The organism is Bacteroides sp. BFG-606 (assembly GCF_024788145.1).
Taxonomy (GTDB): Bacteria; Bacteroidota; Bacteroidia; order Bacteroidales; family Bacteroidaceae; genus Bacteroides; species Bacteroides vicugnae.
This window is the reverse complement of sequence record NZ_JANUIL010000001.1, coordinates 3,182,140-3,196,152: the sequence shown is the minus strand read 5'-3', so window position 1 is coordinate 3,196,152 and position 14,013 is coordinate 3,182,140. Positions and strand designations below refer to the sequence as shown.

The 14,013-nt window shown below is 43.4% G+C and carries 13 protein-coding genes; 6 read left to right on the top strand and 7 right to left on the bottom strand.

The window, feature by feature from the left end; genetic code table 11:
• Nucleotides 1-32: 32 nt before the first annotated feature.
• A complete protein-coding gene (locus tag NXV01_RS11625; RefSeq protein ID WP_074557882.1) occupies nucleotides 33-902 on the top strand; it encodes an ion transporter in 870 nt (289 codons plus the stop codon).
• A 5-nt stretch (nucleotides 903-907) separates the two neighbouring features.
• On the opposite strand, the gene NXV01_RS11620 is transcribed toward NXV01_RS11625, so the two are convergent.
• Nucleotides 908-1,276 (bottom strand): DUF2809 domain-containing protein, encoded by a 369-nt coding sequence (locus tag NXV01_RS11620; protein ID WP_074637904.1) that lies wholly within the window; start codon nucleotides 1,274-1,276, stop codon nucleotides 908-910.
• Nucleotides 1,277-1,450: 174 nt separating this feature from the next.
• Here NXV01_RS11620 and NXV01_RS11615 point away from each other — a divergent pair, with 174 nt between their 5' ends.
• Nucleotides 1,451-2,119, top strand: a complete 669-nt coding sequence (locus tag NXV01_RS11615; RefSeq protein ID WP_259022499.1) for an MgtC/SapB family protein — start codon at nucleotides 1,451-1,453, stop codon at nucleotides 2,117-2,119.
• Between the two features lie 32 nt (nucleotides 2,120-2,151).
• Here the strand turns inward: NXV01_RS11615 and NXV01_RS11610 are convergent, their stop codons facing one another.
• The 3 genes from NXV01_RS11610 to NXV01_RS11600 all read right to left on the bottom strand — a co-directional run bounded on the left by NXV01_RS11610 (nucleotide 2,152) and on the right by NXV01_RS11600 (nucleotide 4,800).
• A complete protein-coding gene (locus NXV01_RS11610; RefSeq protein WP_148364579.1) occupies nucleotides 2,152-2,928 on the bottom strand; it encodes a TIGR03915 family putative DNA repair protein in 777 nt (258 codons plus the stop codon).
• A 157-nt stretch (nucleotides 2,929-3,085) separates the two neighbouring features.
• Nucleotides 3,086-4,354: a putative DNA modification/repair radical SAM protein gene (locus NXV01_RS11605; RefSeq protein WP_004304808.1), complete on the bottom strand. Its 1,269-nt coding sequence runs from the start codon at nucleotides 4,352-4,354 to the stop codon at nucleotides 3,086-3,088.
• 269 nt (nucleotides 4,355-4,623) lie between these two features.
• A complete protein-coding gene (locus NXV01_RS11600) occupies nucleotides 4,624-4,800 on the bottom strand; it encodes a histone H1 (RefSeq protein WP_004301965.1) in 177 nt (58 codons plus the stop codon).
• Nucleotides 4,801-4,947: 147 nt separating this feature from the next.
• Here NXV01_RS11600 and NXV01_RS11595 point away from each other — a divergent pair, with 147 nt between their 5' ends.
• From NXV01_RS11595 to NXV01_RS11580, 4 genes are all read left to right on the top strand, one after another.
• Complete coding sequence (locus NXV01_RS11595; RefSeq protein WP_148364472.1) at nucleotides 4,948-5,595, top strand: helix-turn-helix domain-containing protein; 648 nt, start codon at nucleotides 4,948-4,950, stop codon at nucleotides 5,593-5,595.
• Nucleotides 5,596-5,641: 46 nt separating this feature from the next.
• Nucleotides 5,642-7,030 carry a sodium:alanine symporter family protein gene (locus NXV01_RS11590; protein WP_259022498.1) on the top strand — a complete coding sequence of 463 codons (1,389 nt, stop codon included), beginning with the start codon at nucleotides 5,642-5,644 and terminating at the stop codon, nucleotides 7,028-7,030.
• 111 nt (nucleotides 7,031-7,141) lie between these two features.
• A complete protein-coding gene (locus tag NXV01_RS11585) occupies nucleotides 7,142-7,771 on the top strand; it encodes a hypothetical protein (protein ID WP_148364470.1) in 630 nt (209 codons plus the stop codon).
• Nucleotides 7,772-8,019: 248 nt separating this feature from the next.
• Nucleotides 8,020-10,155 carry a KamA family radical SAM protein gene (locus NXV01_RS11580; protein ID WP_259022497.1) on the top strand — a complete coding sequence of 712 codons (2,136 nt, stop codon included), beginning with the start codon at nucleotides 8,020-8,022 and terminating at the stop codon, nucleotides 10,153-10,155.
• Between the two features lie 92 nt (nucleotides 10,156-10,247).
• Here the strand turns inward: NXV01_RS11580 and NXV01_RS11575 are convergent, their stop codons facing one another.
• From NXV01_RS11575 to NXV01_RS11565, 3 genes are all read right to left on the bottom strand, one after another.
• The gene (locus NXV01_RS11575) at nucleotides 10,248-11,561 is read right to left on the bottom strand and encodes a nucleobase:cation symporter-2 family protein (protein ID WP_259022496.1); all 1,314 of its coding nucleotides are present in this window, start codon (nucleotides 11,559-11,561) and stop codon (nucleotides 10,248-10,250) included.
• Between the two features lie 73 nt (nucleotides 11,562-11,634).
• Entirely contained in the window at nucleotides 11,635-12,342 is a 708-nt protein-coding gene (locus NXV01_RS11570) for a DUF5020 family protein (RefSeq protein ID WP_148364467.1), read from the bottom strand.
• Between the two features lie 73 nt (nucleotides 12,343-12,415).
• Entirely contained in the window at nucleotides 12,416-14,011 is a 1,596-nt protein-coding gene (locus tag NXV01_RS11565) for a SusD/RagB family nutrient-binding outer membrane lipoprotein (protein WP_259022495.1), read from the bottom strand.
• Between the last annotated feature and the right edge of the window lie 2 nt (nucleotides 14,012-14,013).

Sequence of the window (14,013 nt, the reverse complement as noted above, 5' to 3'; positions counted from 1 at the left end):
TTTTTCTTTAATTCCGGCCAAACACTATTGATATGAAACTGAAAGAAAGAATCCATCTTTTTTTGCATGACGAGAAACTGAAACGAAAGTTGTACGTCATCATCTTCGAATCGGACACCCCTGCCGGGAAATTGTTCGACGTGATTCTTATCGGCTGTATTCTGGTCAGCGTATTGCTCGTCATCATCGAAAGCCTGAAAGGACTTCCCACCTATCTGACGACTCCGTTCGTCATTATGGAGTTCCTTTTCACCGGCTTTTTTACTTTCGAATATCTGACGAGGATTTACTGTTCACCCCGTCCCCGGAAATACATATTCAGCTTTTTCGGTATCGTAGACCTATTGGCCACGTTGCCTCTTTACATCGGTCTGCTTTTTCCGGGCGCCCGCTATCTACTCATCATCCGCGCCTTCCGCCTGATACGTGTGTTCCGCGTCTTCAAGCTTTTCAACTTTCTGAATGAGGGGGAACGGCTGCTCACTGCCTTGCGTGAAAGTAGTAAGAAGATTGCAGTGTTCTTCTTGTTTGTCGTCATTCTGGTGACTTCCATCGGAACGCTAATGTATATGATTGAAGGAACGCAACCCAACTCCCAGTTCAACAATATCCCGAACAGCATCTATTGGGCTATCGTCACCATGACTACCGTAGGTTATGGAGATATTACTCCCGCCACCGGCCTCGGAAAATTCCTTTCCGCCTGTGTCATGCTGATCGGTTACACGATTATCGCCGTACCCACAGGTATCGTATCTGCCTCCATGATGAAAGAGTATAAACGCAGGAGAGACAAAGAATGTCCCAACTGCCATCGCTCCGGACACGAAGATAATGCAGAGTTTTGCAAATATTGCGGCCACAGCCTGGACCCATCCGAAACCAAAGCGGAAGAGAAATAAGTCCTCTATGATCTACGCCGGACGAAATGTTCGAATAAGACAATGAAAACGCATCCCACAGCATAGCAGGCAATATCTCCCCAATCGAACGTAGAACCCAGCACAATTCGGGCTACACGGTTCGTAACGCCCAATGTTTCCACCAGTTGGAAGTATTGCAACACTTCTACGAAACAGGCAAAAAGAAAGACATAAAACGGCATCCGCGGAATCCCCGTCGGTAGAAAGATACGTACAAAGCTATATACCAGCACTACAACCAGCATATCTCCGACATAGGGACGTATGAAACGGTCGCGCACATACAAAGCTATCAACACCTCAATACAGAAGATCACCAGAAAGCTGATTATATAAAAAAATCTTTTCTTCATTATTTGCTCGGTCGCGGGATTAAACATTTATTTGAATCTGCGAATATACGATAAAATGAATTGGATACGTTCAAATATTGCTAAATGATTGATACAAAAAGGGGAAATAATTGTATATTTATAGTCCTAAGCATTTTTCCACAAACAATAAAAAACAGAAAGGAGATTGAACACATGATGTTGAATATGGATTTTGTAATCCGTTTATTGGTTGCCGGAATACTGGGAGCCATCATCGGACTGGATCGTGAATACCGTGCCAAAGAAGCCGGATACCGCACTCATTTTCTCGTGTCGCTAGGTAGTGCTTTGATTATGATCGTTTCCCAATACGGATTTCAGGAAATTATAAAAGAAAGTAGTGTCACACTTGATCCCAGTCGGGTGGCGGCACAGGTTGTCAGCGGTATCGGGTTTATCGGTGCAGGAACCATCATCTTTCAAAAACAGATTGTACGCGGACTGACTACCGCCGCAGGGATCTGGGCAACAGCAGGTATCGGCCTGGCGGTAGGTGCAGGAATGTACACCATCAGCATTGCCGCCACGATATTGACCCTCGTCGGACTGGAACTACTTAGCTATCTATTTAAAAGCATCGGAATGAAAAGCTCAATGGTTTCTTTCTCAACTCCCAACAAAGACATACTGAAACAGATAGCGGACAGATTCAACTCTAAAGACTACCTGATAGTCTCTTACGAGATGGAAACGCAACACACGGGTGAAACAGAATATTATCAGGTTACCATGGTTATCAAGTCGAAACGAAATAATGATGAAGGGCATCTGCTTTCGCTGATACAGGAATTTCCGGATGTAACGGTGCAGCGAATTGAATAGTCAGACTTTCGCTCCTCTCCCAAAATGGAAATCTACTTCTGCTTTTCCGTCAGATACTTCCAATAACGTACAGGCATATCCTGCCTGTGCTTTCTCGGATTCATGCGTTCTTTGATACAAATGGCCTTGAAATATGTCTTCCAAAGTTGTTGGAAAAGCTTCTCATCCTTGTCCATCAGGCTTTCGTCCAGCATCCCCGTAATCAAATGGGATTCACGGCTGTCATCATCAAACGAGATAGTCGTCACCTCCTGCAAATCATAATAAAATCCGTAACGGCGTTTCATGTCGTAAATAATCCACTTCTGATCGGCAAAACGATCTTTGAAATGGTGAACGGTCAGCGGGAGCGCATTATACTGCGGTTCGAAAGCGGCAAAGAATGTACCGTCGGCAGCTTTCTGAAAACGGACAAACTGCATCAAGTGCACACGTTCGCCATCCACTTTTTTCCATATTTGCGCTAATTGCAAAACATCCGGATCACCAAAGTTGGTTTCAATAGAGCGGGGTGCATCAATTGCTTTACGGATATATCGAAAAATAAGTATTCCTATTTCCGGAAGTTCCGACAGCCAACTTTGCGTGAGGCAACCCAAAGCGGAAGAGGAAACTTTCTTCTGCAATCCCCGCCACACACGCCCGGCCTTTTCTTCATCGGTCACTACCGTATGCAGCTCATCACAAAATAAAGGCAAAGCATCTCCTTCCGACAGCAAAGCATCGGGAAAGGTCTTGCGGAAATAGGCGTCGAACACGGCCGTCAGCAGCCCATCAAAGGTTTTATCATAAATATAAACACTAAACATATTTACTATTAGACAATTCACAATTTACTATTTAAGTTACTATTAGACGATCTACGCTTGGTATCACTTTTGAAATCATTAACGTCCGATGCATACATGATATTTTACAATGCTAACTTAAATAGTAAATAGTAAATCGTCTAATAGTAAATTATTCTTATTCGCCAAAATCAAGCAACAACTGCCGCTCATCCACTTTCTTTTTCGGTTTCGGCAACAACAGACTGCGTACCCGTTGCGGAGAAAGTTCGTTCACCGTCTGCATCTGGAGAGGCAGTTCTTTGCAAGTGATGAAATATTGCGCTTTCTTCATTACTACTCCTATCTTCTTCAGTTCATAAAATCCCAGCCGCGAAAAACGACGGGAAGCAACAATCAGTTTCGCAGACTTCACCCCTACTCCCGGCACACGGAGCAACATTTCGTAGTCCGCCTTATTGATGTCGACAGGGAACTGTTCGGGATGGCGCAAAGCCCACGAGAGTTTCGGGTCTATCTCGAGATCGAGATCCGGATAGGAATCATCCACAATCTCATCTACCTTGAATTGATAAAAACGCAATAACCAGTCAGCCTGATAGAGGCGGTTTTCACGTACTAAAGGCGGCTGTTTCAATGCCGGAAGGCGCTTATCATACGTATTCACAGAGACGTAGCCCGAATAATAGACACGTTTCATGGTAGGGCGCCCGTAAAGTGCCGACGAAAGAAAAAGAATATCTTTATCTGATTCGGAGGTAGCTCCCACAATCACTTGGGTACTTTGTCCTGCAGGTGCGAAACGGGGTGCGTGGCGAAACTTCTGCCGTTCTTCTTTGCTCTCCAACACGCCTTGTTGAATGTATTTCATCGGAGCAAATACGCTTTTGTGATCCTTCTCCGGCGCCAGAAGTTTCAGGTTTTCTTCTTTGGGAATTTCGACGTTGACACTAAGGCGATCGGCATACAACCCGGCTTCATTCACCAATTCGCGACTGGCTCCGGGAATACTCTTGAGATGGATATAACCGTTAAAACGGTACACTTGCCGCAAATCTTTGGCTACACGCACAAGTCTCTCCATTGTATAGTCCGGATTACGGACCACTCCGGAGCTAAGAAACAGCCCTTCGATATAGTTACGACGGTAGAATTCCATCGTCAGCTCCACCAATTCCGAAACGGAAAAGGTAGCGCGGGGAAGATCGTTGCTACGACGGTTGACGCAATAGGCACAATCGTAAATGCAATAATTGGTAAGCATGATTTTCAATAGCGAGATACACCGCCCGTCCTCGGCAAAACTGTGGCATATCCCCCATCCTCCCACAGTGTTTCCCAGCGTTCCCGGCTTATTGGAACGCACCGTACCACTGGAAGAACAGGAAACATCGTACTTGGCAGATTCTGCAAGTATCTTCAGTTTAGCTAAGACGTTTTCGTTCATCATTCCCGATCTTGATTCTTTTCGCAAATATACGATTTAATTTGAGATAGATATTCAATATGAATCAATACTATATTAAAACCTTATCAGTCGTTTCTTCACGAGTCATGCAATGAATTGCTACATACAAAGATACCCCTTTCTACTTAAACAATTGTCACTATCTGTACTAAAACAATTAAAACTCATTCCACATTAAACCAAAAAGAGGGCATATCGCTTCACGATATGCCCTCTCTTTTTCTGATATCTTAGTAGTCTTCTAACTATTATTTCTTAGAAGCTTCCAAAGATGCTTTACGGAATTCTTTCATTGCTTTTTCGATTTCCAAAGAAGCCTTACGAGCACGAGTTCCTGCTGCTTTGTTACCGTTTTCGATCTGTGCGTTAGCATCTTTTGAGAAGTCAGCATAAAGAGCTGCTACCTTTTCTACCAATTCTTTCATAATCCTTTTATTTTTTTCGTTAATAATGTGCCGCAAAAATACACTGTTTCCCGAAATAAAAGCATAAAATCAATATTTTTTTTGAAATAATCTTCGAAAAATATCTAAAAAAAGGACTTTTTATCAATTTTACCTACCTTTGCAGCCATGAAACCGCTTACTGATACCGATTATATACATGCACTGATTGCTGAAGGAGAGCACCAGCAACAGGATTTTAAATTCGAAATTTCCGACGCACGCAAAATTGCCAAAACACTTTCGGCTTTTGCCAACACGGACGGAGGACGATTACTTATTGGCGTTAAAGACAATGGTAAAATTGCAGGAGTACGCTCCGAAGAAGAAAAATATATGATTGAAGCCGCAGCACAACTTTATTGCGTGCCGGAAGTGGAATATTCTCTGCAAACATACATTGTGGAAGGACGGCAAGTGTTAGTGGCAACCATCGAAGAGACTCCACATAAACCGGTTTATGCCAAGGACGAAACCGGAAAGCCCCTAGCCTATCTCCGCATCAAGGACGAAAATATTCTGGCAACTCCCATACATCTCCGCGTATGGCAACAGAGCGATAGTCCCCGTGGAGAACTCATCCGCTACACCGAACGTGAACAGCTCCTGCTCGACCAACTGGAACACGGAACTTTACTCTCACTCAACCGTTACTGTCGCCAAACCGGACTTTCACGACGTGCCGCTGAACATCTGCTCGCCAAATTTGTTCGTTATGACATTGTGGAACCTGTATTCGAAAATCATAAATTCTACTTCCGAATAAAAGACGAATAACCACAAACAACCCCAATACTTAATACTTTATACTTAATACTTAACTATGACTTTTATCAACGAGATTAACGACATACTTTGGACGTATATTCTAATTATTATGTTATTAGGATGTGCAGTCTGGTTCAGCATACGGACACGTTTTGTGCAATTTCGTATGATCCGGGAAATGATCGTGCTGTTAAGCGAATCCGCCGGCAAAGGAAAACAGGGAGAGAAACATGTATCTTCTTTTCAGGCATTCGCTATTTCCATCGCCAGTCGCGTGGGTACGGGGAATCTTGCAGGAGTGGCTACTGCCATTGCCATCGGAGGTCCCGGAGCTATTTTCTGGATGTGGGTCATCGCACTGTTAGGGGCTTCGAGTGCTTTCATTGAGTCTACTTTGGGACAATTATACAAAATACGCGGAAAGGATTCATTCATTGGAGGACCTGCTTATTATATGAAAAAAGGGTTGAAACAACCGTGGATGGGAATGCTTTTTGCTGTATTAATAAGCATTACTTTCGGGTTTGCTTTCAATTCTGTACAGAGTAATACGATCTGTGCCGCCGCAGAGCATGCCTTTGGGTTCAATCATATTATATTGGGAGGTGTGCTGACTTTGCTGACATTGCTTATCATCTTTGGAGGTATTCAACGCATTGCCCGCGTCAGTAGTATTATCGTGCCTGTTATGGCATTGGGATATGTAGGGCTGGCACTGGTTATTGTCGTACTCAATATCACTCATTTACCGGGTGTTATCGCACTGATTGTCAGCCATGCTTTCGGTTGGGAACAGGCATTGGCAGGAGGAGTCGGTATGGCATTAATGCAAGGTATCAAGAGAGGACTTTTCAGTAATGAGGCCGGTATGGGTTCGGCTCCGAATGCGGCTGCTACGGCTCATGTCAGCCATCCCGTAAAACAAGGGTTGATACAGACTTTGGCGGTATTTACAGATACATTATTGATATGTACTTGTACGGCTTTTATCATCCTCTTTAGTGGTGCTCCTTTGGATGGTTCGGCTAATGGAGTGCAGCTGACTCAACAGGCGTTGACAAACGAAATCGGTTCTTCCGGCAGTATCTTCGTTGCCATTGCTCTTTTCTTTTTTGCTTTCAGCAGTATTCTGGGAAATTATTATTACGGTGAGGCTAATATCCGCTTTATCACTCACCGGAAGTGGGTACTTCATGGTTACAGGATATTGGTGGGTGGTATGGTGCTCTTCGGTTCACTTGCCACATTGGATATGGTATGGAGCCTGGCAGATGTCACGATGGCGTTAATGGCTATCTGCAATCTGATCGCTATCCTTTTCCTCGGAAAATATGCTATCCGTCTGTTAAATGATTACCGGGCGCAAAAGAAAGTTGGCATCCAAAGCCCTGTTTTTAAGAAAGAGACAATGCCGGACATCGAAAAGGACTTGGAATGTTGGTGAAAACCAACTGTTTTTGTACCTTTGCACGCAAATTGACAAATGGTAGTTATGTTATATACCTCCCACACGCTCAAATAGTAAATTGTAAATAATAAAATTGTAGAGATAACAATGGGCTTATTTGGTTTATTCAAGAAAAAATCCGATGAAACGAAAGTCGGCAATGTAGAAGATTTCATATCACTGACCCGGGTATATTTCCAGTCAGTTATCGCCACAAACCTCGGTATCACTAATATCCGCTTCTTGCCGGACGTAGCTAACTTCAAACGTTTGTTTAAAGTTCCTACTCAAAACGGTAAACTGGGATTGGCCGAAAAGTCTGCTGCACGCAAAATGCTGATGCAGGATTATGGGTTGAACGAGAACTTCTTTAAGGAAATCGACTCTTCCGTGAAACGGAACTGCCGCACTCAAAATGATATTCAATCTTATTTGTTCATGTATCAGGGATTTTCCAATGATCTGATGATGTTGATGGGAAATCTGATGCAGTGGAAGTTCCGTATGCCGTCGATCTTCAAGAAGGCTTTGTATGGTATGACACAGAAAACGGTACATGATGTTTGTACCAAGACCGTGTGGAAAGCTGATGATGTGCACAAAACAGCTGCGGCTGTCCGCCAATACAAAGAGCGTTTGGGATATTCGGAACAGTGGATGACGGATTATGTGTATAATATTGTTCTCCTTGCCAAGAAGGAACCAAAAAGGAAGAATGATGACACGGAAACGAAATAACAAGTCGCTTTAAATGTTAGAAAAGCGTAAAGATTAATAGGATAGAAAAAGCGGGGGTTTTATACCTCCGCTTTTTTTTGTTATCTTTATGTACTTTTTTCTTTTGTCTTGATACAAAAGAAAAAGTACCAAAAAAAGAAAAATCAAGGCCGCGCCTGCCCGGCTACTTGACGCCATGCAGACGAGGCCGAAGGGACCGTGCGGCGTGAATAATGTATGATAATAATTTTTAAATAGAGAGATTGCTTATGAAACAAAAGAAAATGCTTACACTTACTTTTTCACAGTTGAAACAAATCTATAATCAAGAAATTCCGGAGGTGGTGGAGATGGCTGATAAGAGCTCTTCTGTGGAAGAGTTCAAGGCTGGGATGCTGCGGTTTTTGGAAGTTTGCGGGATAGAAAATGAGGCTGCGGAGGAGGCGAGGGAGCAAATTCGACTCTTACTCCATTATGATGGGCAGAATGTCCATGAACTGTCTACAGGACAGGATATGCCAGTACAGACTATCAGGCTACTTTATGAGTTTCTGACGGGGACGTTGGAAAATATGGAGATGCCGACGGATTTGTTTATTGAAATTTTCCAGATGTTTAAACGGTTAAAGGGAGAGGTTGTGCCTTTGCCATCACCGCAACGTATCAAAAGTCGGAATGACCGGTGGGAAACGGGATTGGATGAAGAGGTATGTGAGATGCGTGATGAGAATAAGGAAAGGATGTTGCACTTGCTGATTCAGAAGATTGAGAACAGGAAATCGAAGCCTTCGGTGCGTTTTCATTTTGAGGAGGGAATGAGTTATGAAGAAAAGTACAGGTTGGTAAGTGAGTGGTGGAATGATTTCCGCTTTCATTTGGCGATGGCTGTGAAAAGTCCGAGTGAGTTGAATCGGTTCTTGGGAAATTCACTTTCTTCAGAGACTATGTATTTGCTTTATCGTGCCCGGAAGAAAGGAATGCCGTTTTTTGCGACTCCTTATTATTTATCATTACTTAATGTAACGGGATATGGGTATAATGACGAGGCTATCCGGAGTTATATTCTGTATTCTCCACGTTTGGTGGAGACGTATGGAAATATTCGTGCGTGGGAAAAGGAGGATATTGTAGAGGCCGGGAAGCCTAATGCTGCGGGATGGCTTTTGCCGGACGAACATAATATTCATCGTCGGTATCCGGAGGTAGCTATCCTCATTCCTGATACTATGGGACGGGCTTGCGGAGGACTTTGTGCTTCTTGTCAACGTATGTATGATTTCCAAAGCGAGCGGTTGAATTTCGAGTTTGAGTCTTTACGTCCGAAAGAGTCATGGGATCGTAAGTTGCGCCGGTTGATGACTTATTTTGAAGAGGATACGCAGTTGCGGGATATTCTGATTACAGGGGGCGATGCGCTGATGAGTCAGAATAAAACACTTCAGAACATTCTGGATGCGGTGTACCGGATGGCGGCACGCAAACAAAGGGCGAATCTTGAACGTAAGGATGGAGAGAAATATGCGGAATTGCAACGGGTACGGTTGGGGTCACGCCTGTTGGCTTACTTGCCGATGCGTATCAATGACGGACTGATTGATATTCTGCGAGAATTCAAGGAGAAGGCATCGGCCATCGGTGTGAAACAGTTTATTATTCAGACTCATTTCCAGACACCGCTGGAGGTTACTCCTGAAGCTAAAGAAGCGATTCGGAAGATTCTTTCTGCAGGATGGATTATTACAAACCAACTGGTATATACAGTAGCTGCTTCACGTCGAGGGCATACGACCCGGCTTCGCCAGGTGCTCAATTCATTGGGGGTGGTGTGTTATTACACTTTCTCGGTAAAGGGATTCAATGAGAATTATGCGGTATTTGCACCCAACAGTCGTTCGATGCAGGAACAACAGGAGGAAAAGATTTATGGCTGGATGACACAGGAACAGGAAGAGGAATTATATAAGATATTAGAAACGAAAGTCGGAGCGGAAAAGGAGCCCAAAGAAGATGTTGCCAAGCAATTAAGACGCTTCATGAGAAAACATCATTTGCCTTTCCTTGCTACAGATCGCAGTGTACTGAATTTACCGGCTATCGGTAAGAGCATGACTTTCCAGTTGGTGGGACTAACAGAAGAAGGAAAACGAATTCTACGCTTCGAACATGACGGCACTCGTCATCATAGCCCGATTATCGATCAGATGGGGCAGATTTATATCGTAGAGAATAAATCGCTAGCTGCTTACCTGCGCCAGTTAGCCAAGATGGGAGAAGATCCGGAAGACTATGCTTCTATCTGGAATTATACGAAAGGAGAAACCGAACCTCGTTTCAGCCTTTACGAGTATCCTGATTTCCCCTTCCGTACAACAGATAGAATGAGTAATTTAAGTATTAAGGAATAAGAAATAAGTATTAAGTATTAATCGACAAATATCAAGCGTAAACCAGCTGCTTCGGTGGTAATACTTAATACCTAATACTTAATACTTATTTTTCATTCTTTTACCCGTATTACTATATTTTCAATAATTGCAGTTAAGCCTCCGGTGGTGATTCCTGAAGAGAAGATACTTCGAATTGCTTCCGGAGCTTGTTGTAATACATCCGGCATTAATTCTACACCCAAGCCTAAAGAAAGGCTGACTGCTAATACTAAAGTCTCTTTACGTCCTATTTCTTGTGAGGAGACAATACGGATTCCTGCAGCGGCTACTGTACCGAACATCAATAAAGTGGCACCGCCTAATACAGGATCGGGCATTAAAGAAAATACGGCACCGACGATGGGGAATAAACCTAAAAGAACGAGCATTGCTGCAATATAATAGCCGACATAGCGGCTGGCTACTCCGGTCAGTTGAATAATACCGTTGTTTTGTGCAAAGATGGAGTTTGGAAAAGAGTTGAATACACCGGCGAGAAAGGAGTTGAATCCATCCGCCATTACTCCACCGGAAACTCGTTTCAAATAGGAATCTCCTTCAATGGGAAGTCCGGAAATCATAGAGTTGGCAGTTACATCACCTGTTGCTTCGATGGCTGTGATTAGATAAACCAAGCCAATGGCTATGAAAGAAGATACATTGAAATCAACACCGTATTTGAAAGGTTGGGGAATATTAAAGCTCATCAGCATTTCCATATTTAACGAACTCATATCCACTTTTCCTAAGACAAATGCCAAGGCATAACCAAGACAAAGTCCGAGCACAATGGAACTCATACGCAGGTATTTATTCCGGCAACGGTTAAAAAACAAGACGCTAAGCAGCACCAGTGCTGCAATGGACAGATTTTCCCAAGTAGCAAATGTACCGTTATCCATAGCCGCATATCCGCCTCCGCAAGATACAATACCGACCTTTATCAGGCTTAATCCGATCAATAGTACAACAATACCGGATACCAACGGAGTAATGATATTGCGCAGATACTTGAATGTGCGGCTGACAATCATCTCGATAGGTGCGGCAGCCATACAGGAACCGAATATCAAGGGCAAACCACCCACCAATCCGGTGGCGATGATAGGGCCGATAAAAGAAAAACTGGTTCCCTGAATGCAGAGTAACTTTGCTCCTATCGCACCCAAACGACGGCATTGTATGAAAGTAGATACTCCCGAAGCAAAAAGAGACATGGAAACCAGAAAGCTTGTCTTTTCCACATCCAGTTTCAGGGCACTCGCGATGATTAGCGGGGGTGTAATAATTGCTACAAAAATAGCCAAGAGATGTTGTAAAGCCGCAAACAGGGCGTCTTTAAAGGGGGGACGGTCTTCTACGCCGTAGATTAAATCAGTTTTCATTTAACAGGTTGTTCTATATATTTTTAACTTCCGCAGAGGGATAGACAGAGATTCTTCCGGAATTTGGATTTTCTTAGTTCAGTGTCCATTTGAGGGCGAGTGTCGGGATAACATAAAAGCCATCACGACCGCCAAAGTTATTACTCAATTCGACTTCGGAGCCAACACTAAGATTGAATTTTTTATTTACTCCTTTGATTTTGTTCAGGTTCACCCAGAATTGTGGTTCGGAGAGGAAGATAGTCTTTCCGTAGTTGGTTTCTTCACGCCACCAGTCGGCAAAGCCGGAGAAAGTGAGCAGATTGCGGCAGAAATTCACGTACCACGTACCTGTCAGCTGGAAGTTGTTGGGTGATTGGTGTTTCTGAATATACTTATACATAGCAGTCAGCGTGAAGCCTTTGGAAAAGGAAGCATTATTAAAAGTGTAGGTAGCTCCTGCCAGATAAGCATTTTTATAAGACATGCCTTTCGATAATCCACCGTTATATTCAAGATGTGCAGAAAAAGGACCTTTCCAGAATTTCAGTTCACGCGCTATTTCCCAATAAGCGGAAGCGACACCTTCGGAAGTGTAATCCATATCGACAAAGAAATAAGTGCTTCCCCAAGTATCAGGCTGAAACTTCTCCACTGTGGAGGTGAGCAGCGGGCGACCTTGCAAATCTTTATCGTACAAAGAACGTCCGAAATCATAATGTAGCTGAATGTTTTGCGCCTGCAATCCCGGTACGGCAGAGAGCAACATACAGAGGAAAAGAGCAGAGATAATTTGTTTCATAAGTAAATGTGTTTAAATGAAGATGCAAAAATAGTTAAAGCTACACATATAAACACATTACTTCTGTCTTTTTTTATTCCAGGTTATTATTTCCCGTATCCCACCAGAGTCTTGTACCTCCATGGTCATCTCCGCCTAAAGCCTCGACAAGAGCAGAATATTGCTCCGAGTCTTCTGTCTGCAATGTACCTGGGAAATTAAGACGGCGCACCATGATCTCCGTGTCGATGCATCCGCTCCTACTATGATTGAATCGAACGGGAAATAAACGGGGATATCCCGTCCGTCTTTGTTCGGTCCAGGCTTCGCAACCTTCCGGGAACATGGCAATCCATTTCTGCGTGATAATCTTCTCCAGTTTGGTCTCCTTATCATCCTGCGGATTCCATTTGGGAGTGACTTTACAACGGGCCTCTATATTATTTTCTTCATCATAAGTGTCTATAAAGTCGGAAGCTGTCAGCTCACTTTTCAGGTAATCCTCCACCCCATAAATTCCCCATTGATGAAAAGAGGTAGTTACACCGTTCCGGTAACAAGCTTCTTCATCTTCATCCGTCCATCCGCGCAAAGCAGCTTCGGCACGCAGAAACCAGACTTCCGAAGCAGTCATCAGAGGTGTATCGGTATCCTGCTTGACAAACAGCTTTGACAATCCCGAATAATGACTATGAGCAAAGCAGGTTCCCTGGCGAATTCCACGATAGTGTCCTTTAAGAGCCTCATCCGTACAGGGTTCAAAATAAATTTCCAAACGGGGATCGTTATATCCGGTCAAAATTGATTCCATGTTAGCACTCATGTAAGTTTCATTCCACACACGGTTAAGTTCTCCCAATGGATTGGTATACCCGGATTTGGTAGAAACAAACACTCCTCCTGTTTCCGCTTCAAAGAAGCCGTAACCATTTTCCTTTATTTTCTGTATTTCAGAACGCGCCTTATCAGGAGCAACAGAAGCAAGGCGCATTGCCAGACGCAGACGCAGGGAATTGGCAAACTTTACCCAGGAAGGATATTTCCCGTCCAACAAAATATCAAAACGTGCAAATCCATTGGATTCCGGTTTCTCATCTATATAGTTGGTGAGAGCAACTACAGCAGAATCGAGTTCATTGAAAAACTCATAATAGACATCCTCTTGTTTATCCGGACGGTAATGTTTTTCGGCATTAGCAAAATTTTTATAAATGATAGGACCATAATAATCCGTCACACGGTGCATCGCTTCCACCTTTAATATTTTCGTTATCCCGAACAGAGCAGGATGTGTATTCCGGGTAGCATTCTCCGACTGATATATCTGTGGGAAAATATAAGAATACATGTGTGTCCACATGGCGCTATTCCAGCCGTCCTGCATATTATAATCGGAGTTATGCGAGCCCCCGTTCAACGGTTTGCCGTCATGCATATACCCACTGAACATATCCGCGTTCAGATTCTGTATCAGCTGGAAAGGCCAGTTCTTTCCTTTTCCGTAGTCGTAATTAAAATAAATACCTTGCTGAATAATTCCCAAACGGATTCCATAGCCATTGTCATCAATAATCAAGTCATCATCCGTGATACCGGACAAATCGGTATTGTAATCACGGAAGTTACCGGTACAAGCTACGGAAAACAGCAATAACCCCAACAAATATAGATATACAGATTTTCTCTTCATTT

What these genes read in the sequence shown, in the direction of transcription:
- NXV01_RS11625 (WP_074557882.1), top strand. Translation starts at nt 33, where the DNA reads ATGAAACTGAAAGAAAGAATCCATCTTTTTTTGCATGACGAGAAACTG.
- NXV01_RS11620 (WP_074637904.1), bottom strand. Translation starts at nt 1,276, where the DNA reads ATGAAGAAAAGATTTTTTTATATAATCAGCTTTCTGGTGATCTTCTGT.
- NXV01_RS11615 (WP_259022499.1), top strand. Translation starts at nt 1,451, where the DNA reads ATGATGTTGAATATGGATTTTGTAATCCGTTTATTGGTTGCCGGAATA.
- NXV01_RS11610 (WP_148364579.1), bottom strand. Translation starts at nt 2,928, where the DNA reads ATGTTTAGTGTTTATATTTATGATAAAACCTTTGATGGGCTGCTGACG.
- NXV01_RS11605 (WP_004304808.1), bottom strand. Translation starts at nt 4,354, where the DNA reads ATGAACGAAAACGTCTTAGCTAAACTGAAGATACTTGCAGAATCTGCC.
- NXV01_RS11600 (WP_004301965.1), bottom strand. Translation starts at nt 4,800, where the DNA reads ATGAAAGAATTGGTAGAAAAGGTAGCAGCTCTTTATGCTGACTTCTCA.
- NXV01_RS11595 (WP_148364472.1), top strand. Translation starts at nt 4,948, where the DNA reads ATGAAACCGCTTACTGATACCGATTATATACATGCACTGATTGCTGAA.
- NXV01_RS11590 (WP_259022498.1), top strand. Translation starts at nt 5,642, where the DNA reads ATGACTTTTATCAACGAGATTAACGACATACTTTGGACGTATATTCTA.
- NXV01_RS11585 (WP_148364470.1), top strand. Translation starts at nt 7,142, where the DNA reads ATGGGCTTATTTGGTTTATTCAAGAAAAAATCCGATGAAACGAAAGTC.
- NXV01_RS11580 (WP_259022497.1), top strand. Translation starts at nt 8,020, where the DNA reads ATGAAACAAAAGAAAATGCTTACACTTACTTTTTCACAGTTGAAACAA.
- NXV01_RS11575 (WP_259022496.1), bottom strand. Translation starts at nt 11,561, where the DNA reads ATGAAAACTGATTTAATCTACGGCGTAGAAGACCGTCCCCCCTTTAAA.
- NXV01_RS11570 (WP_148364467.1), bottom strand. Translation starts at nt 12,342, where the DNA reads ATGAAACAAATTATCTCTGCTCTTTTCCTCTGTATGTTGCTCTCTGCC.
- NXV01_RS11565 (WP_259022495.1), bottom strand. Translation starts at nt 14,011, where the DNA reads ATGAAGAGAAAATCTGTATATCTATATTTGTTGGGGTTATTGCTGTTT.